13 protein-coding genes and 1 pseudogene are annotated in these 18,253 nt (G+C 72.4%); 4 read left to right on the top strand and 10 right to left on the bottom strand.

What is annotated here, in order from left to right:
- Window positions 1-91: 91 nt before the first annotated feature.
- Complete coding sequence (locus tag AB0F72_RS01400; protein ID WP_360423270.1) at window positions 92-1,633, top strand: cellulase family glycosylhydrolase; 1,542 nt, start codon at window positions 92-94, stop codon at window positions 1,631-1,633.
- Here the strand turns inward: AB0F72_RS01400 and AB0F72_RS01395 are convergent.
- From AB0F72_RS01395 to AB0F72_RS01350, 10 genes are all read right to left on the bottom strand, one after another.
- Window positions 1,573-2,784, bottom strand: a complete 1,212-nt coding sequence (locus tag AB0F72_RS01395) for a glycosyltransferase family 4 protein (RefSeq protein WP_360423267.1) — start codon at window positions 2,782-2,784, stop codon at window positions 1,573-1,575. The two genes, AB0F72_RS01400 and AB0F72_RS01395, sit on opposite strands and share 61 nt — an antisense overlap.
- Window positions 2,756-4,006, bottom strand: a complete 1,251-nt coding sequence (locus AB0F72_RS01390) for a glycosyltransferase family 4 protein (RefSeq protein ID WP_360423264.1) — start codon at window positions 4,004-4,006, stop codon at window positions 2,756-2,758. The genes AB0F72_RS01395 and AB0F72_RS01390 overlap by 29 nt, the downstream gene beginning before the upstream one ends.
- Entirely contained in the window at window positions 4,003-5,418 is a 1,416-nt protein-coding gene (locus AB0F72_RS01385; RefSeq protein ID WP_360423262.1) for a sugar transporter, read from the bottom strand. Before AB0F72_RS01385 ends, AB0F72_RS01390 begins: the two co-directional genes overlap by 4 nt.
- Window positions 5,412-6,392, bottom strand: a complete 981-nt coding sequence (locus AB0F72_RS01380; protein WP_360423259.1) for a hypothetical protein — start codon at window positions 6,390-6,392, stop codon at window positions 5,412-5,414. The genes AB0F72_RS01385 and AB0F72_RS01380 overlap by 7 nt, the downstream gene beginning before the upstream one ends.
- A complete protein-coding gene (locus tag AB0F72_RS01375; RefSeq protein ID WP_360423257.1) occupies window positions 6,389-8,323 on the bottom strand; it encodes a hypothetical protein in 1,935 nt (644 codons plus the stop codon). Before AB0F72_RS01375 ends, AB0F72_RS01380 begins: the two co-directional genes overlap by 4 nt.
- A complete protein-coding gene (locus AB0F72_RS01370) occupies window positions 8,320-9,435 on the bottom strand; it encodes a glycosyltransferase family 4 protein (protein WP_360423255.1) in 1,116 nt (371 codons plus the stop codon). Before AB0F72_RS01370 ends, AB0F72_RS01375 begins: the two co-directional genes overlap by 4 nt.
- Window positions 9,432-10,508: a glycosyltransferase family 2 protein gene (locus tag AB0F72_RS01365; RefSeq protein WP_360423252.1), complete on the bottom strand. Its 1,077-nt coding sequence runs from the start codon at window positions 10,506-10,508 to the stop codon at window positions 9,432-9,434. The genes AB0F72_RS01370 and AB0F72_RS01365 overlap by 4 nt, the downstream gene beginning before the upstream one ends.
- Before the next feature lie 62 nt (window positions 10,509-10,570).
- Window positions 10,571-10,819, bottom strand: coding sequence for a hypothetical protein (locus AB0F72_RS01360; protein WP_360423250.1), 249 nt, complete (start codon window positions 10,817-10,819; stop codon window positions 10,571-10,573).
- A 113-nt stretch (window positions 10,820-10,932) separates the two neighbouring features.
- Entirely contained in the window at window positions 10,933-12,084 is a 1,152-nt protein-coding gene (gene solA / locus AB0F72_RS01355) for an N-methyl-L-tryptophan oxidase (RefSeq protein ID WP_360423247.1), read from the bottom strand.
- A 28-nt stretch (window positions 12,085-12,112) separates the two neighbouring features.
- On the bottom strand, window positions 12,113-14,419 hold the full coding sequence (locus AB0F72_RS01350) for an FAD-dependent oxidoreductase (RefSeq protein ID WP_360423244.1): 2,307 nt from the start codon (window positions 14,417-14,419) through the stop codon (window positions 12,113-12,115).
- Between the two features lie 242 nt (window positions 14,420-14,661).
- Between AB0F72_RS01350 and AB0F72_RS01345 the strand changes: the two genes are divergently transcribed.
- The 3 genes and pseudogenes from AB0F72_RS01345 (at window position 14,662) to AB0F72_RS01335 (ending at window position 18,207) form a co-directional block, all read left to right on the top strand.
- Window positions 14,662-15,468: a glycerophosphodiester phosphodiesterase gene (locus AB0F72_RS01345; RefSeq protein ID WP_360423241.1), complete on the top strand. Its 807-nt coding sequence runs from the start codon at window positions 14,662-14,664 to the stop codon at window positions 15,466-15,468.
- A 404-nt stretch (window positions 15,469-15,872) separates the two neighbouring features.
- A pseudogene (locus AB0F72_RS01340) lies at window positions 15,873-16,406 on the top strand (Pecanex-like protein 1); the annotation flags it as partial.
- A gap of 964 nt (window positions 16,407-17,370) precedes the next feature.
- Window positions 17,371-18,207 (top strand): siderophore-interacting protein, encoded by an 837-nt coding sequence (locus AB0F72_RS01335; protein WP_360423238.1) that lies wholly within the window; start codon window positions 17,371-17,373, stop codon window positions 18,205-18,207.
- The last annotated feature ends 46 nt before the right edge of the window (window positions 18,208-18,253 follow it).

Here is an 18,253-nt window from a genome sequence, read left to right as displayed (position 1 = left end):
CTGCATCGAAGGAAGTCTCCGGTCATCGCCGTACCCGACCGAAAGGAGTGGTCAGACCGATAGGCACGAGAAAGTGAAGGGCTGACCTCCCGTGAAGACTGTTCGCAGCCGCGCAGCGATCGTCGTATCCTCGCTGCTCCTCGCCGTCGTGACGCCGGCCGGGGAGGCCACGGCCGCGACCAAGCCGAGCCCTGCCCCGAAGACCGCGAGCACCGTGAAGACCCAGACGACCAAGAGCCAGGCGGTGAAGGTCCAGGGTGAGGTGGTCGTGACGCTGAAGAGCCGGCTCGACGCCACGCTCGCCGCCAAGACGCTCAACTACTACCCGTCCAACGCCGGCTGGTCGGCGATGTGGACGGCCTACAACGGCGACAAGATCGACGCTGACATGGCGAAGGCCGCCAAGCTCGGCGCCGACAGTGTCCGTCTCATCGTGTTCCCCCAGGTGTTCGGCTACCCCACGCCGAAGGCCGAGTACACCGACCGTCTGCGCAAGTTCGTCAGCATCGCCGACTCGTACGGGCTGACCGTGAAGCTGACCCTGTTCGACTGGTGGGCGGGGTACACCGACGTCACCCGTAGCGCCGCCTGGGCGAGGGCCGTGCTCATCCCGTACGCGAACGACCCCCGGGTGATCGCGGTAGAGGTGAAGAACGAGTTCAACCCGAACGACGCCGCCGCCGTCGCGTGGGCCAAGAAGATCATTCCGGCGATCCGGACGGCCGTTCCGCAGATGCCGCTGACGCTCTCGGTCGACGCCCAGGGCGGCGCCCCGGCCATGGCGAAGATCAAGTCGAGCCTGCGGAGCACCCCGCTGGACTACTACGACTTCCACTTCTACGGCAACTCCGAGCGGTCGCTCACCGAGATCCGCAAGGCGCAGGCGGCGGTCAGCCCCTCCCCGATCGTGATCGGGGAGACCGGCCTCAGCACCGCGTCGGCCAGCGAGGGTGAGCAGGCCGCGTACCTGGCCCGGGTCCTGGCGGCCGCGAAGATCGCCAAGGTGGGCTCGGTGGCGCCGTGGACGCTGAGCGACTTCAGCAACGGCGCGATCCCGTCGAACTCGCAGGTCTCCAAGCTGCCCGCGCAGTACAAGTACGGCCTGTACCGCGCCGACGGCACCGCGAAGGCGGCCGCCTCGGTGGTCCGCACCGCCTGGACCGGCGGCCAGATCACGAACAGTGTGCTGGACCTCGGGTTCGAGGCGGCCGCGACCAGCTCACCGTGGCGGCCGTACCTGGCCGAGGCCGGGGCCGCGGTCCGGGTCCGGGACGTCGCGCACTCCGGTTCCGGGTCGGCGCGCTTCTCGGACACCGGCCGGAGCAAGAGCGGGCTGCCCTCGGTGCGTACCGCGCCGGTCACCCCGGTGCTGTCCGGCCAGAAGTGGCACGCCGAGGCCTGGGCCAAGGGCCGGGACGTGACGGGTTCCAACGAGATGGCGCTGAGCTGGTTCGACGTGAACGACAGGTGGCTGGGCCAGGTGTCGTCCAAGCCCGTCGCGCAGGGCGACAGCAACTGGACGAAGCTGACCATCGACGCGACGGCCCCGGCCGGTGCGACGAGCGTCCAGCTTCACCTCAAGTCCGGCGAGAACTCCGGGACCGTCTGGTTCGACGACGTGTCGTTCTCCTGACGTGACCACATAGCGGTCAGCAAGCGGTCGTAGGCGTCGACAGTCGACTGCCACGACGACGGATCCGCGTGCCGCCGGCCGGTCAGGCCGGCGGCACGTGTGATGCCGAGCGCGAGCTCCGCCGGCGAGGCCGGCGGCACGAAGACCGTGCCGCTGTACTGTTCGGCGGCCTCCACCAGGCCACCGACCGCGGTGACCACCACCGGCACCCCGTGGCTCATCGCGATGTGCAGCGGCCCGCTGGCCGAGCTGCGCCGGTACGGCAGAACCACCACGTCCGCCCCGGCGAAGAAGTCGTTCACCTCGGCGTCCGCGACGTACCTGTTCACGAACGTGATCCGGTCCCGGACCGGCGAGTCGACGATCATCTCGCCGGGCAGCGTCCAGCCCTCCCAGGTCTCCCCCACGATCGTCAGGTGGTATCCCGGCCCGAGCCCGGTGAACGCCTCGACCAGGTCCTCCAGGCCCTTGTACGGCCGGATCGTCCCGAAGAACAGCAGCCGGCAGACACCCGGCGTCCCGGCTCGCCGCGCCACCGGCTCGTGATGGTCGAACGGCCCGTGCAGCGCCACCTCGACCGGCGTCTCGCCGATGCCGAACGACTCGGTGACCGCCTTCCGGTCGAACGTCGAGTGCACGATCACCCCGTCGGTGCGCCGCAGCAGCGGCTGGATGCACCGCCGGACGTACCGGGCCGCCCACGCGTGCCGTGCCTCACCGGTGTCCTGCACCTCGTGGAACTCCACCACCACCCGGACGCCGAGCGACCGCGCGGCCATCACCAGCGCGAGGTACGAGTGCAGCACCGCGCCGGTCCACCACTGCAGCACCAGCACGTCGGGCCGGTAGCAGCGGAGGAACCGCACGGCCCGGATCAGCGATGGCACGGCGAACCAGTCGACGCCGTCGAACACCGGTACTGCAGGCTCGTAGCGCAGGTCGGCGAGCGAGTGACCGACCCGCTCCCGGCCGGGGTAGAGCCGCGCCGGCAGCAGCCGGCGCATCAGGATCACGCCGACGTCGTATCGCGAGGTCAGCGCGTTGCTGAGCCGGCAGGTGTAGTAGCTGATCCCGGAGAGGAACCGCCACCCGGAGCCGACGACGAGCACCCGGATCCGCTGGTCAGGAGCGGGCGGTGGCGATGCAGTCACGGTAGACCTCCTCGATCTCGGGCACGACGCGGGCCGCGGTGAAGTCGAGCCCGCGCTCATGGCCGGCGGCCCGCAGCCGTCCGGCCAGGTCACTGTCGGTGAGCACGCGCAGCAGCGCGGTGTGCAGCAGGTCCGGGTCGCCGGGCGGGACGAGCAGCCCGTTCACCCCGTCGCGCACCACGTCGAGCAGGCCGCCGGACGCCGAGGCGACCAGGGGCGCGCCGGCCAGCATCGCCTCGACGGCGACCTGGCCCATCCCCTCCAGCAGGGACGGGACGACACCGGCGGCCGCGCCGTGCCAGGCCGCCATGACCTGCGCGTGCGGGACGTCGTGGCGGACCACCACGCCGGGCGGCACCGGCGGGGTGTCCGGCCGCAGCGCGCCGAGGCAGACCAGCCGGGGCGCGGCCGGATGCAGGGCCGATGGCGTGGCCACGAGCCGCCGATACGCGGTGAACAGCACGTCGATGCCCTTGTGCGGACCGAGTTGCCCGACGAAGAGCAGGTAGGGCTCGTCCGGCAGCCAATCCGGCCGGGGCGTGTCCCGGGCCAGCGCGTCCAGCCCGTCCGGGACCAGGCTGGAGATCACCCGCACCGGCAGCTCACCGGGGAGCCGGGCCAGGTTGAGCGCGGACGCGACCGAGGACGAGATCGCGGTGAGCGTGTCGATTCCCCGGTGGTGCTGCGCGCGCAGGCCGGCGGTGAGCACCGCCGAGCGCGGCCGGCCGTACTGGGCGGTGGCGCAGCCGACGCAGCGGCCCAGGCTCGGCCCGGACGTGCAGCGACGCCCGTTGCGGGAGAACGTCTTGCGCACACAGGTCAGCCCGAAGTCGTGCGCGGTGTGCACGTGCGGCAGCCCGAGCCGGCCGAACCGCAGCGGCAGGTAGCTGTACATCAGCCAGTCGTGGCTGTGCACCACGTCGAACGTGTTCGTGCGGAGCACCCGCGCGATGTCCGCGGTGGTCAGCGGGTCGGGAAGGGTCGGGTGGAACGGCTTCGCGGGATCGGCGTTCAGCCGTGGCAGCATCGTGCTCGCGACACTGCGGACGCGCACCACCCGTACCCCGTTGATCTCCTCGTCGTGCGGCGCCGCAGGCGTCGCCAGCGTCAGCACGGTGACCTCGTGGCCGCGCCGCACCATCGCCTCGCTGCTCGTCGCGATGCTCCGTTCCAGCCCGCCGATGACCGGCGCATACAGGTTGGAAAGGTGCAGGATTCTCATCGGAAACCCCCCGGCTTGCCGCCGGCTCTCTGCCGGTCCTTCGCAGATTCGAGATGTACGCGCACCGGCTCCCCGACCGCATCAGAGGCGGTCCCGCTGTTCCTCCGGTGATCCACCGCCAGCCCAAAGGTTCCGTCCGATGCCCCTGGCCCGAACACCTGCCGCATCGCCAGGATCGCGACCAGCAGCGCGCTCGTGGTCTGGCCGGCCAGCCAGGCGACGCCGGCGCCGGTCACCCCCAGCACCGGCAGGAGCAGCCAGGTGAGCAGCAGGCACGACCCGGCCCGGGCCGCGTTGAGCCGGCGGCAGCGCCGGAAGTCTCCCCGCGACCGCCAGTGCGCCACCGCCAGATTCGTGACCGCGTCCGGCAGCGCCGCCACCACCAGGATCTTCAGGAGCAGGCCACCCTCGGCGGCGTACCCGGCGCTGAACAGACCGAGGATCGCGTCACCGGCCGAGAGCAGCAGGACCGCCGGCGCACCGACCAGGGCCAGCACCACGGCGGCGGCCCGTCGCACACCGGCCCGGGCCGCGTTGGTGCGTTCGGCGTACAGCGCGGACGCCACCGCCGGCGAGACCATGAACAGCATCGACGCGGTCATCCACGCCAGGTAGAAGTGTGCGTTCGCGTCCGAGCCGAGCCGGGCCGTGACCAGCACCGGCAGCAACGCGGCCGGCCCCGCTTGGGCCAAATTGATCAGATGATGGCCGGTCAGAGCGGTCCACAGATGCGGCAGCTCCGCCCGGATCCCCGCTGGTCGCAGCCGGGCACCGGGCCGCAGCCGCCCCGGCCCCACGATCACGGTCAGGCCGCTGACCAGCAACGTCGGCAGGGTCCAGGACAGCAGCACGGCCTCGGCCCAGCCCGCGTGCCCGGCGGGGAAGCTCAGGATCGCCAGCAGCGCCAGGATCTTGCCGGCCGCGACGGCCAGGTTGCGGACCAGCATGCCGTGCCCGGCCCGGTGCGCGACGTAGACGTTGTCCAGCAACGTCGTGAGCGTGACCGCGACAGCGGCGCAGACCAGCGCGGCCAGGCCGGGCAGCCCGGCGAGGAAGCCGAAGTTACCGGCGACCCGCGGCACGATCAGCGCGGTGGCTGTCGCCGCCGCCGCGGTGGCCGCCGCGCCGAAGATCAGACCGCCGCTGACGATCCGGGACCAGGCGGCCGGGTCGCTGCCGGGCAGCCGCTGGATGAACATGTGCCCGGCCCCGAGCTGCGTGATCATGCTGACCGCGGTGGCCGCCGAGATCAGCGCGGTGGCCGTGCCGATCTCCGAGGCGGGCACGCACCGGGCGGCCAGCATCCAGTAGAGGTAGCCGAGCCCGCCGTTGACCACCGTGGTGGCCATGATCAGCAGACTGTTCCGCGCCAGCGAGTCTCCCCGGAGCCGCCGGGCCGCCTTGATCAGCACGTCGTGCGCCCCCGAACCCCGGAGCCCGTCCAGGTGGCGCCGATCCCCCGGGCACCAGGCCCCGGAGCTGCTGTCCGAGAAGCGACCGGCAGGCTGCGGGCGCGGCCGCCCGGCCCCCGGGCGTAGAACCCGGTGCTGGTCGAGCCGACGCTGATGCTCACCGCCCGCAGGCACCCGTCAGGCGGCAGCGCCGGCAGGTTCACCGTGAGCGACCGCACCGTGTCCGCTCCCACCGTCACCGGCCGGGCCGTGATCAGCCGCCCGCCGACCCGCAGCCGCAACGGGATCGTCACTGTCGCGAGCCCCGCGCTCGTCACCCGGATCGGAACCGCCAGCCCCCGCACCGGGACCGTGACCGGCGCACTGATCCTGGCCGCCCACCCGTTGAGCGCCACGCTGAGATATCCGGGCTGCTCAGGCCGGGGCGACGTCACGTAGACCCGGGTGGCCACCCCGCCGATGACGACCGCCAGCAGAACCGGAACGGCCACCGCCACCCCGTCACCCACCCGCGCGCGCCGCGCCACCAGCCCCGCCGCACCGGCCGCCCGCCGCTCGCGCAGCAGGGCACCGGCAGCCGCCAGCGTCGCGGTCACCGCGATCCCGGCCACCAGCGGCTCGCTCCGCACCGGCGCCCCGATCGCATGCAGCGCGAGCGCCACGAGCGGCAACGTCACCAGTCCCGCCAGCGCGGCAAGCGCCGCCCGAGCCCCGGGCACGCCCGGCGCGGCAAACCCCGGCCGAGCCCCGGGCACGCCCGGCGCGGCCCCTTCCTCGCTCGCGGCCGGCCGGCCGGGCACGGCGGCCGAGCTGCCGGGCAGGGCGACCGGCCGGCCGGGCAGGGCTCTCAGCAGCAGCTCGCCGGTGGCCAGGAGCGCCGTCACGCAGAACGGCGCCGCCCAGGCCCGGCCGTCGGCGGCCAGTGTCGCGGCCAGGCCGGCGCCGGCGAGAAGCGCGAGCCGGATCGTCGTCATCGCACGCTCCCACGGGTCGTCGCGCCGAGGCTGCCGAAGTCGAACCGGTAGATCGCCACGTGCGGGCCGTCGTACATCTTGATCAGCCAGGGCATGGTGTCGAACTTGGTGAGCTGGGCCCTGTTGAACGCGGGCCGGCCGTCGTGCGGGATCGGCTCGTTCGTCTCGAAATAGATCTTGATATCCGGCACCTGTTCGGCCATCCGCCGGTCCACGACCAGGAACTCGAACCGCCAGCTGCGCAGCTGCTCCAGCAGCGCCGCCGAGATCGGCCGGCCGGGCCCGGCGCGGTACAGGTCGTACGCCGGGAAGGTGGCGGACCCGGTGGCCGGCCGCTGTTCGCCGTACGACCCGAAGATCAGGCCGGAGTACCGGTCGGCGACCAGCCGCGTCTCGCGTCCCTGCGTCTCCCGGAGCCAGGCCGCGGCGGCGAGAACCTCGGGGGTGGCGGCCCGGGTGTCCGAGCCGAAGACCGGCGGACCGGGGAACCGGTACGAGGGGTTCATCCCGGCCGCGTTGTTGCCCACCAGCATCAGCGCACACCCCGTCAGCAGCAGAGAACCTGTGAAAACGCGCCGTGGCCGGTCCAGGAGTGCGATGATCAAGGGGGCGGCGGCCACGGCGATGCCGAGGTAGCTGAACGCCCAGGAACGCCGTGCGCCCTCGGCTCCGGCCGGGGTCAGGATCAGCAGCGTGGCCGGGAAGTACAGCGCGCCGACCAGCAGCATCGCCGCCGTGCCGGCCGAGGTGAGCGGGTCGGCGGTGCGTCTGCGCCGCCACCAGAGCGCGGCCGCGCCGGTCATGGCGAGAAGAGCGAAACCCGGCGCCGCGTACGCGGTGGCCCGTTCCCACCAGGGCGCGATCGACTGGCTGAACAGCGTCCGCCCGCCCGATCCCCCGCCCGCGAGCCCGCCGAACTGGCCGAGCGCCCGGCCCAGGTACGGATCGAGATAGCTGCTGGTCCGCGGGGCGATCGCCGCCATCCAGAGGACGGTGATGAGACCGGTCCGGGCCGCGAGCCCCCACGCCACCCGAGCCACACCGGTCAGCTCACCGCCCCGGAGCGTGCAGGTGATCGCGATCAGACCGAGGATCCCGGTGAGCCAGATCGCGGTCAGGTGGTGGGTCGCCACCGTCGCGACGGCCAGCAGCAGGGCCACCGCGGACCAGCCGATCCGGACGCCCCGGCCGGGCGACCGCAGCGCCCGCAGCGCGCACGCCAGCGCCCAGACCAGCACCGTGATCGCGAGGGACTCGTACCCGAGCTGGGTGTCGAAGAAGAGAAAAGAGCTGTTCAGGCTGTAGACGAACGCGGCCGCGACGCCGATCCGGGGATCCGGCCAGAGATGCCCGGCGACGGCCGCGACGCCGAGCACCAGCAGCACGTGTGCGGTGATCAGCACGAGCAGGGCGGCGTGCCAGACGGTGAGGCCGGTGAGCGCCGCCATCGAGGAGACCGTCGCGTGCAGGCCCGGATAGTCGCCGATCACCCGGACGATCGAGTTCTGCTCGAAGAGGCGGCCGTCCAGGAGGATGTCGTGTGCCTGTCCCCAGTGCGCGTACTCGTCGTGGTAGAGCGGGCCGGACGGGTTGCGCAGCAGTTTCGGCAGGTAGGTGAAGCACGCGTAACCGGCCAGCACGGCGAGGCGTAGCCGGGGACTCGTGCGCCGGCGTACCCCCCAATAGGCCGCGGGCAGCGTGAAGAGCAACATGCCCGCCCAGAAGAAGGCGAACTGGCCCGGCTCCCCCCACTCGGCCCGCCGGTAGGCGACCACCAGCGCGGCTGCGCCGGCCGCCGCGGCGGCCGTGAGCGTCGCCGCGCACCAGGCCGTCTCCCGGACGCCGCCGGAGAAACCCGGAAGGTCGTCGCGCGCGACATCGCCGCCGGGAACACGGGCACGGAACAACCGACCGGCCGTGGTCACACTCATCGGCCGACGGCCCCCGCGGTCGCCGGCCGGCTGGTCACGGCGGTGTAGACGTCCCGGATCCCGCCGACCACGTCGTCCCAGGTCGGCAGCGTGGCCGGGCGTCGCCGTCCGGCCGTGGTCGCCTCGATCATGGCGGCGGCCAGGTCGGCCTCGTCGTCCGGGTCGGCGTACCGCAGCCACACGCCCTCACCGGCGAGGCGGGCCACCTCCTGGTGCGCCGGGATCGGCGCGGCGACAGTGGGCAGCCCGGCGGCGAGCGCGTCGGCCACCGACAGCCCGAACGCCTCGTGCGCCGAGGCGGAGACCGCGGCCGACGCGCTGGCCAGGCAGGACGCGAACGCGGCGTCGTCGAGCCGGCCGTGGAAGACGACCTGTCCGGCCAGGCCCAGCCGGGCCGCGAGCTGCCGCCACTGCGTGCCGGCCGGTCCGGTGCCGACCACGTCGAGCCGGTGGTCCGGGCCGAGGTGCGCCATCGCCCGGATCACCCGGTCGACCCGTTTGTACTGCTCCAGCCGCCCGACGCAGAGGATCCGGCGGACCTGGGCCGGGACGCCGATCCGCGGTGGCGCCGGGGGCAGCGGCGGGCGCGGGTCGGTGCCGTTCGGGATGACCACGGTCCGGTCGGCGGCCTCCGGGAAGTGCCGCAGCAGCAGGTCACGTTCGGCGGCGGTCACGCAGACGACCGCGCTGGAACGGTTCAGGACGGTGCGCCCGAACGGGCGGTAGAGCGGGTGCAGCGCGGCCCGGAACCGGGTGTGCCCGGTCCCGTGGTAGTGCGGCGTGAAGACCATCGGTGTCCCGGTGTTGCCTAGTGCGGCACAGAGCGAGGCGAGCGCGTGGTAGCTGTGGACGTGCAGGACGTCGTACATCTGCGCATGGGTGCGCAACCACCGCCAGAGCGGAAGCGAGAGGCGGTAGTTGCCCGCCGGCACGGTGAGCGGGAAACGCCGGACCAGCACGCCGTCGACGGTCTCCACGGACCGGGCGGCGTGCTGGGTGATCACCTCGACGTCGTCGCCGGCGTCGATCAGGCCGGCGCAGAGACGCTTCACGTGGGTCTCCACCCCGCCGATGTCCGGGTGGTACGCGTTCGAGACGACCCCGACCCTCATCCGACCTGCGCCTTCTTCTGTTCGACCGACGTGGCGGCGACCTGCGTGGCGGCGACCTGCGTGGCGGCGCCGGGCTGGGACGCGGCCGGCTGGGACACGACCGGCTGGGATGCGACCCGCTGGGACCCGACCGGTGTGCCGGCACGCCGCCGGGGCCGCCACTCGCGAGCGATGGTCCGCAGGACCCGCATCCCGTCGGTGAGCGCGTTGAGGTTGCTCACGCCGTGGATCCGGGAGTGCTCGAAGCTGGGCACCTCGACGATGTCGAGCCGGGCCCGGGCCGCGCGCAGGTTCAGCAGCGTCTCGATCTCGAACCCGTCGCCCCAGAGCCGGCCGTCCGCGGTGTCCGGCGGCGGCGAGGTGTGGTCCAGGTCGAAGACCTCGAGGTGCCGGGCCCAGAACGCGTTGTAGCCGTAGCAGAGGTCGCTGTACCGGGTGCCGAAGAGCGCGTTGACCAGCAGGCTCAGGCACCTGTTGCCGGCCCGGCGCAGGCGGGTGATGTCGGCGCTGCCGCCGGTCGGGGAGAACCGGGAGCCCTTCGCGAAGTCGGCGCCGGAGAGCAGCGTCTGCACGAAGCTCGGGATCTCCAGCGGGTCGGTGGACCCGTCGGCGTCGATCATGACGATGATGTCACCGGTCGCGGCAGCGAAACCGCAGGCCAGGGCGTTGCCCTTGCCCCGGCGGTTCTGCCGGACCACGCGGATGTCGGGCCGCAGCCGGCGGGCGACGGCCACGGTGTCGTCCGTGGACCCGCCGTCGACGAGCACGATCTCGTCCACTCGCGGGAGCCGCGCGAAGACGTGCGGCAGGTTCCGGGCCTCGTTCAGCGCCGGAACGATCACGCTCACCGTGGGTTCGTTCCCCACCGGCTCGCTCGGGGCCGGCTCGTTCCGGTCGGTCTCACTCCGGGCAGTCTCACTCCGGGCGGTTTCGGGCCGGGCGGTTTCGGGCCGGGCGGTCTCGGGCCGGGCGGTCTCGGGCCGGGCAGTCTCGGGCCGGGCAGGCGCCGGCGGCTCGGCGATGGTCCGCTCGGCGCCGGTCTCGTCGGAAAGCACACGGTTGACCGTGGGCATCAGCTGTCTCCGATCGGGCAGGGTATCGGGCAGGGTGGAGGTCGGGCAGGGGTGTCGGCTGGTCAGGAGAGCGGCGCGTGAACCGTCCCGTCGTAGACGGCGCTGCCGTTGGTCAACTCGATCCGCCGGTGGCGGCCGCGGTCCGAGGCGACGGTCGCGGTGCCGTTGAGCGCCAGCGACTCGGTGTGCCCGGCGTCGATCGGCTTGATCGTCTGGTCGGCGGCCTGAGCTCCACCTGCGTTCGCTGCGGCAAGTATGGAGAGCAGGGCGGACGCCAGGAGGCCGCCCCGCGCGAGTCTTGACGAACGCACGACATGCTCCATTTCAGTCGGTATGCCCGAGTTAGACCTGGCTTAAGGTAGGGCAGACCGAGGAGTCGTGTGTCCGAGTCTGGGGTAATTACCCCCGTTTGTTTTCCGTCGCGTTACGCGGATGCCTTCCCGAACCGCGCCGGATCGAAGAGCCCGATCGCGTGCCCGGTGGTCCCGGTCGTCGCCAGATCCGCGACGATCTCACCCACCACCGGTACGAACTTGAACCCGTGCCCGGAGAACCCGCAGGCCACCGTCACCGCGTCGTGCCCGGGGTGCCGGCTGATCACGAAATGCTCGTCGGGCGTCGTGCTGTAGAGGCAGGGCTCGCCGCGCAGCCACGACCCCGGCAGATCCGGCAGGATCCGGCCCGCGCCCCGGGCCATCTCGGCGGCCTCGTCCGGATGCACAGTGGTGTCCAGATCCTCCGGGCTGGTGAGCGAACCACGCCGGAAGAACGCGATCTTCGCGCCGCCGTCCGGGCCGTCGATCGCCGGGAACCCGTACATCTGGCTGCCCTCGGCCGGCTCCCAGATGTAGACCGGATGCCGGTCGGCGAGGAACGGCGTCACGCCGCCGCGCGGCTGGAACCAGTGCTGAACCTGACGCTCGATGTTCACCGGCACACCCAGGTCGGCGAGCAGCCGGGGCGCCCACGGTCCCGGCGTGATCACCAGCTGGCCGGCGGTGTACTCCCCGGCGGCCGTCCGCACCCGCACGCCGCCGCCGATGTCCGGCTCCCAGGACTCCATCGGCTCGTGGAACCGCAGGTCGGCGCCGTGCCTCGCGGCCAGGTCGAGTTGCGCCAGCACGGTCCGCTCGGGACGGACGAACCCGGCTTTCGCCTCGTAGAGCGCCACCTCGTCCGGTGCCGGGGTCATCGTGGGGAAGCGGCGGCGCAGCTCGGCGGCGTCGAGCAGCTCATGCTCCAGGCCCCACTGCCGGGCGCTGCGCAGGGCGCCCGAGACGGTCCGTGAGTCCGGCCGGCCCACCATCACCCCGCCGGTCAGCGTGATCACGTCCTGGCCCGAGTCGGTGGCCAGCCGCTCCCACAGCTCGTACGCCCGGAGCAGCAGCGGAACGTACTCCGGCCCCTCGAAGTAGGACTGCCGGGTGATCCGGGAACCGCCATGGCTGGCGCCGCGGTCGTGCCCCGGCCCGAACCGCTCCAGCCCGAGCACCCGGTGCCCGCGGGCCGCCAGGTGGTGGACGGTGGCACTGCCCATGCCCCCGAGACCGACAACGATCACATCGTAAGCGGGCACGCCCGTGCTCCTCGTCTTGCGCCGCAGGTCAGCGCCGGAGGCGCTCCTGCTCCGGTTCGTAGAGCGGCTCCGCGGCGACGGTGGCGAGAAGCCTGCGGTCGAAGTATCCGACCTCCACCTGTGTCCCCGGCACGGAGAGGGCCGCCGGGAGCCACGCGAACGCGATCGGGGCGCCGACCGTCCACCCGTACCCGGCGCTCGTCACCTGGCCCACCGCGAAGCCGCCGGCGTACACCGGCTCGCCGCCCAGCGGAACGTCCCCGGTGTCGGCGAGACGCAGGCAGGCCAGGCGCCGGTCCGGCAGCGTCGCCGGCCGCGCGCCCGGTCGCACCAGGGCTTCCAGCCCCACCTGGTACGGGTCGTCCTCGCACGTCATGTCGATGCCACAGACCCGCCGCCCGTGTTCCATCCGCAGGCTGTCGTGCGCCAGCCAGCCCGCCGCGACGAGCCCCGCCTCCCGCCCGGCCTCCCAGAGCGTGTCCCAGAGGCGTAGCCCGTACTGCGCCTCGGTGTAGATCTCCCAGCCCGGCTCGCCCACCGGGGAGAGCCGCAGCACCGTCACCGGAACCATGCCGAGGAACCCCTCACCCTCGGTCAGCGACAGCGGTTCGGCCAGCTCCCGGGCGCGCGGCCCCCAGAGACCGACGCCGCAGGTGCCGCCGGTGACGTCCCGGACCGTGACGCCCGGCGGCGCCTGCCGCGCCAGGAGGTCGAGGTCGAGCGGCCCGCCCGCGCCGAGCAGGAACCGGTCGGCCGCGAGCCGGGCCACGACCAGGTCGCCGCGGATCCCGCCGGCCGGGTCGAGCAGCAGGGTGTGCGTCACGGCGCCCACCGGCTGGTCGATGTCGCCGCTGGTCAGCGCGGCGAGGAAGGAGACCGGACCGGTCACCTCGATCCTCGTCCGCCAGGTCAGGTCGAAGAGCGCGACGCGTCTGCGGGTCTGCCGGGCCTCGGTCTCGGCGATCGGCGACCAGTGCCGCGCCGACCAGTCGTCGCGGGGCCGGATCTCCTCGGGGGGCGGGTTGGCGGCGTACCAGAGGGGCCGCTCCCAGCCGCACGCCTCGCCGAACACCGCGCCCAGCTCGGCCTGGCGCGGGTGGAACGGGCTGAGCCGCAGGTTACGCACCGGCGGCGGGTCGTGCGGGTGCGCGATGCCGGTCGTCTCGGCGTAGCCACGGATCGCGCGCCGGCGCACGTAGGCGGGCGACAGCTGGGCCGTGTCAAACCGGTTGAGGTCGCACTCGTGCAGGTCGATGCTGGGGTAGCCGTCGACGAGCCACTCGGCCAGGGCCTTCGCCGCGCCGGCCGAGTGGGCGACCGAGATCGCCCCGGCCACCCAGAAGCCGCGCAGCGCGCGCGACTCGCCGAGCAGCGGGAACCCGTCGGCGGACATCGCGAGCACGCCGTCGAAGGCCTCCTCCAGAGCGGTCCGCTGCAGGTCCGGGATCAGCTCGGTCATGGCCGACCAGGACTTCTTGAAGGCGTCCGAGCTGAACGGCAGCATCGCCGGGTGCGCGTCGCCGGGCAGGTCCTCGAGCCGCACCGGGATCGGCTCGTGCCGGTACGAACCGATACCGAGACGGTCGCCGTAGGGACGGGCGTAGAGGCCCCGGTCCGGGTGCCGCAGGATCGGCAGACCGGTCATCCCGCCGGCCATCGACGTGGTCCGGACGTACTGGTGGGCCATCGGCAGCAGCGGAACCGGCACGCCGGCCAGGTCGCCGATCGCCGGGCCCCAGAAACCCGCGCAGCTCACCACCACGTCGGCCGGGTGCACGGCGTCCGCGGTGCGCACCCCGGAGACCTGGGCGCCCTGCCGGAGAACCGCGACCACCCGCTCGTTGCCGACGAACCGGGCGCCGCGCGCGGCGGCCCGGGAGGCCTGCGCCTGCGCGGCCTTCACCGGCTCGACCAGGCCGTCCGCCGGGACGTGCAGGCCGCCGAGGATCCGCCCGGGGTCGAGCAGCGGGAAGAGCGCGCGGCAGGCGGCCGGGTCGAGCACCGCCGAGCCGATCCCGGCGGCCTGCCCGAAACCGGACCGCCGGTGCAGCTCGGCGAGCCGTTCCGGTGTGGCCGCCAGCTCCAGCCCGCCGACCGCCGCGAAGCAGCCGAGCGCGGCGTACTTCTCCACGGTGTAGCGAGCCAGCCGGGACAGGGTGCGGGACGGGCTGATCGCCGAGACCACGCCGGCCGAGTGTGAGGTGGATCCGCCGGTGGTGAACAGCGGACCCTGCTCCAGCACCGTGACGTCGGTCCAGCCGCGACCGGTCAGCTCGTCGGCGAGAGCGCAACCGGCGATACCCGCGCCGATGATGACGACCCTCGGTCCCGGCATCGGTCAGTGTGTCTGGGACGGCCGCGCGGACCAGCGCAGACGCGGCCAGCGCGGGGTGATCCGCAGCCGGCTCCGCGGGCGGGCACCGAACCGCCGGGTGACATGACGGCGCTTGACGGTGCTCCGCCGCGCCACACACGATCTCACCGCTGCCTACCTCCTTTCAGCTGACGCTGTGTTCCCCGCTCAGGATGTTTTCCCCGCACAGGATCTTCACGTGAGTGGCACTGGTCAATGGGCCGATGAGTCTTTTACCTATGCGCAACAAAGCCCGCCATACTGCTCGCGTGGATCACCCGTACCTGGACGCGCCGCGGCCGCTGGCCTTCGCGCACCGCGGCGGCGCCGCGGACGGCGACGAGAACACCGCGGCGGCCTTCCAGCGGGCGATCGAACTCGGTTATCGGTACGTGGAGACCGACGTGCACGCCACGGCGGACGGCGTGCCGGTGGTGATCCACGATCAAGGGCTGGACCGGGTCGCCGGGCGCACCGGACGGGTCGCGGAGATGACCTGGACGGACCTCGAGACGGTACGGGTCGGCGGCGCCGCCGTGGTGCCCCGGCTGGACGACGTGCTCGACGCCTGGCCGGAGATCCGGTTCAACGTGGACGTGAAATCCGACGCGGTCGTCGCGCCGGCCGTCGAGGCGGTCCGCCGCTCCGGCGCGCTCGACCGGGTCCTGCTCGCCTCGTTCAGCGACCGCCGGCTGTCCCGGGTCCGCGCGCTCGCCGGCCCCCGGGTCGCCACCTCGCTCGGCATGGGCGAGGTGGCCCGGCTCCGGATCGCCGCGACCGCCGGGATCCCGCTGCGGCCCCCGGTCTCGGCGGTGGCCGCGCAGATCCCGGTACGGCACCGGCGGATAAAGGTGCTCACTCCGCGATTTCTCGCTTATCTGCACCGGGTCGGTCTCGCCGTGCACATCTGGACCATCGACGATCCGGAAATGATGAATACGCTGCTCGATATGGGTGTCGACGGCATCATGACCGACCGCATCGACGTGCTTCACGACGTATATTCGGCACGCGGGCTCTGGTCCCGTTAAGGAACTACCGCCTTGCCGGGCGGTCTTGTAACCTCCCAGTTCAGCGTCGTAGCAGCAAGATCGCGTGAACTCGGGGCATCATCCGTTCGGAGGATGCGGAGAGTTCAAGGTCGAACCCATATTTTTTCTTTAAGTTCGGCATAAGAATGGCTCAAGTTTCTGCCCGGAATTGATTTCTGTGAGAGCGGCTCTTAACGTCTGGGCGTCGGCGCCGCCACCGGCGCCCGATTCCGGGAACTTGGGGAAAAGAAGGTCTCGTCATGCGACGCACCCGGCTTCTGGCCGCCGGAGCAGTTCTTGCCGCGGTCGGCGGTGTCATCGGATTCACCCAGTTCTCGTACGCCGAGGACACGCCGGGCACCAGGGCCGGCGAGAGCGGCGCCGGCAAGGTCGTCGGCAACAATCTCACGATCCTGACCGACACCTGTGTGGACAGCGACCTGGAACCGCACGACGGCTTCCAGAAGGGCAACCGGTGCGTCTCCACCGAGTTCGGTGAAGTGGGCGCGGCGGCGAACAACCCGACGCTGCTGATCACCGAGGCGCCCCGCAACGTCGAGCCGGCCACGCCGTTCACGCTCCGGGTGAGCACCCGGAACCTGATCCGCGACAGGTTCCTCGCGGCCGGTCAGGGCGGTTACTACGTGGAGAGCAGCGTCCTGCAGAACGGCCTGGTCCGCGGCCACTTCCACACCGCCTGCCGGATGCTGACCAGCACCGACGAGGCGCCCGAGTCGGCGCCGGTCCCGGCGTTCTTCGTCGCCACCGAGGACCGGCGGGGTGGCGCCGACCCGGACACCGTGACCATCCAGGTGCCGGGGCTGCCGGAGGAGGGCACCGCGCAGTGCTCGTCGTGGGCCGGTGACGGCTCGCACCGCATCCCGATGATGGAGCGCGCCAACCAGACGCCGGCGCTCGACTCGGTCCGGATCACGGTCCGCGCCGCGGGCGGCAACGACGGCGAGGGCGGGAACAACAACGGCGGCGGCAACAACGGCGGCGGCAACGGGGGCAACACCGGCGGTGGGAACAACGGCGGTGGGAACAACGGCGGTGGGAACAACGGCGGCGGCGGTAACAACGCCGGCGGCGGTAACACCGGTGGGAACGACACCAACAGCGGCACCGTGAAGCCGTCGAAGCCGGCCGCCACCAGGCCGGCCGCCAGCAAGCCGGCCGCCACCGCGACCCCGAAGACGACCACCTCCACGCCGCGCCCCAACTCGACGGCCACCGGCTCCGGGGACGACGGCGACGTGAGCGCGGACGGCGCAGGCAACGGCTCCGGTAACGCCTCCGGCAACGACGACTCGTCGAACGAGAACGCGAACCAGGGCACGAAGGACAACGACGCGACGACCGAGCCCGAGGGCGGCGACACGGAGGCCGGCGACACCGAGGCCACCGAGACGGCGGACTCCGAGGAGACGACCGAGGCCGCCCCGAAGGCGACCACCAAGGCCGCCAAGCCGAAGGCCTCGAAGTCGGCCGAGAGCGTCACGACCGAGGACGAGAACGGGACCGGAGCCGCCGACGACGGCGCCCCCGACGACATCGAGTACGTCCCGGCCGACACCGGCACGCAGGCGGAACCGCCCGCGGCGCAGGAGAGCGGCCCGATCAGCCTGATCGCCAACAACATCGCCTGGGTGGGTGGCGGCGCGGTTCTGCTGCTGGTCGGCCTGGTGGCGGCGGCGCTGATGCGCAACCGCCCGCGCAACAGCTGGCGCTGATCCAGCACCCCAGCACCCGCATCTCAGCGAAAGGTGGGCCGCCCGGCCCACCTTTTCGTGTGCCCGGGAGGAAAACACACAATCACCAGCAGGTGGAGCGGTAGATCGCCGAGATTAAGGGTAGCCTTACCTGCCGAGCGGGATCGTCCCACCGGCAGTGAGGTGAAGTATGGCGAACAGGCCAGCGCGACCGGCCCACCAGGGCGTGGTCACCCGGGTCGAGCAGCTGACCCCGCACATGGTGCGCGTGGTGGTCGGTGGTGACGCTCTGACCCGCATCGAGGCTGGGCAGTTCACCGACCATTACATCAAGGTGCTCTTCCCGCAGCCCGGGGTGGACTATCCCGAGCCGTTCGAGATGGGCGTCATCCGCGAGACCATGCCACGCGAGACCTGGCCGGTGGTCCGGACCTACACGGTGCGCAAGTGGCTGCCCGAGATCCCCGAGATGTGGGTCGACTTCGTGGTCCACGGCGACAGCGGCATCGCCGGCCCGTGGGCGGCGCGCGCCAAGCCCGGCGACCCCTTCCGGTTCATGGGACCCGGCGGGGGTTACGCGCCGAGCCCCGACGCCGACTGGCACCTGCTCGCCGGTGACGAGAGTGCCCTGCCGGCCATCGCGGCGGCCCTGGAGGGCATGCCCGAGGGCGCTCCGGTGCGGGCGTTCCTGGAGGTCGAGGGTCCGGACGAGGAGCAGAAACTCTCCACCCCCGCGGACGCCGAGATCACCTGGCTGCACCGCGGCACGCGCCGGGCCGGCTCGCTGCTCTGCCCCGCGGTGCGCGGCGCGGCCTTCCCGGACGGCCGGGCGCAGGCGTTCGTGCACGGCGAGGCGAACTTCGTCCGTGACCTCCGCGGCCACCTCCGCCGGGACCGCGGGATGACGCTCGACCAGCTCTCCATCTCGGGTTACTGGCGCGACGGCATGAACGAAGACGGCTGGCAGTCCAGCAAGCGGGAGTTCAACGAGGAGACCGAGCGCGCCCAGGAAAAAGCGGCGGTGTAAGCACCGGCCGGCCGATGTGACCGTACACACCTGGCCGCGCATCAGG

Source organism: Actinoplanes sp. NPDC023936, from assembly GCF_040639325.1.
Taxonomy (GTDB): domain Bacteria; phylum Actinomycetota; class Actinomycetes; order Mycobacteriales; family Micromonosporaceae; genus Actinoplanes.
This window is presented reverse-complemented; position numbering and strand designations above follow the sequence as displayed.

What these genes read in the sequence shown, in the direction of transcription:
- AB0F72_RS01390 (WP_360423264.1), bottom strand. Translation starts at nt 4,006, where the DNA reads ATGAGAATCCTGCACCTTTCCAACCTGTATGCGCCGGTCATCGGCGGG.
- AB0F72_RS01380 (WP_360423259.1), bottom strand. Translation starts at nt 6,392, where the DNA reads ATGACGACGATCCGGCTCGCGCTTCTCGCCGGCGCCGGCCTGGCCGCG.
- AB0F72_RS01375 (WP_360423257.1), bottom strand. Translation starts at nt 8,323, where the DNA reads ATGAGTGTGACCACGGCCGGTCGGTTGTTCCGTGCCCGTGTTCCCGGC.
- AB0F72_RS01370 (WP_360423255.1), bottom strand. Translation starts at nt 9,435, where the DNA reads ATGAGGGTCGGGGTCGTCTCGAACGCGTACCACCCGGACATCGGCGGG.
- AB0F72_RS01365 (WP_360423252.1), bottom strand. Translation starts at nt 10,508, where the DNA reads ATGCCCACGGTCAACCGTGTGCTTTCCGACGAGACCGGCGCCGAGCGG.
- AB0F72_RS01350 (WP_360423244.1), bottom strand. Translation starts at nt 14,419, where the DNA reads ATGCCGGGACCGAGGGTCGTCATCATCGGCGCGGGTATCGCCGGTTGC.
- AB0F72_RS01345 (WP_360423241.1), top strand. Translation starts at nt 14,662, where the DNA reads ATGAGTCTTTTACCTATGCGCAACAAAGCCCGCCATACTGCTCGCGTG.
- AB0F72_RS01335 (WP_360423238.1), top strand. Translation starts at nt 17,371, where the DNA reads ATGGCGAACAGGCCAGCGCGACCGGCCCACCAGGGCGTGGTCACCCGG.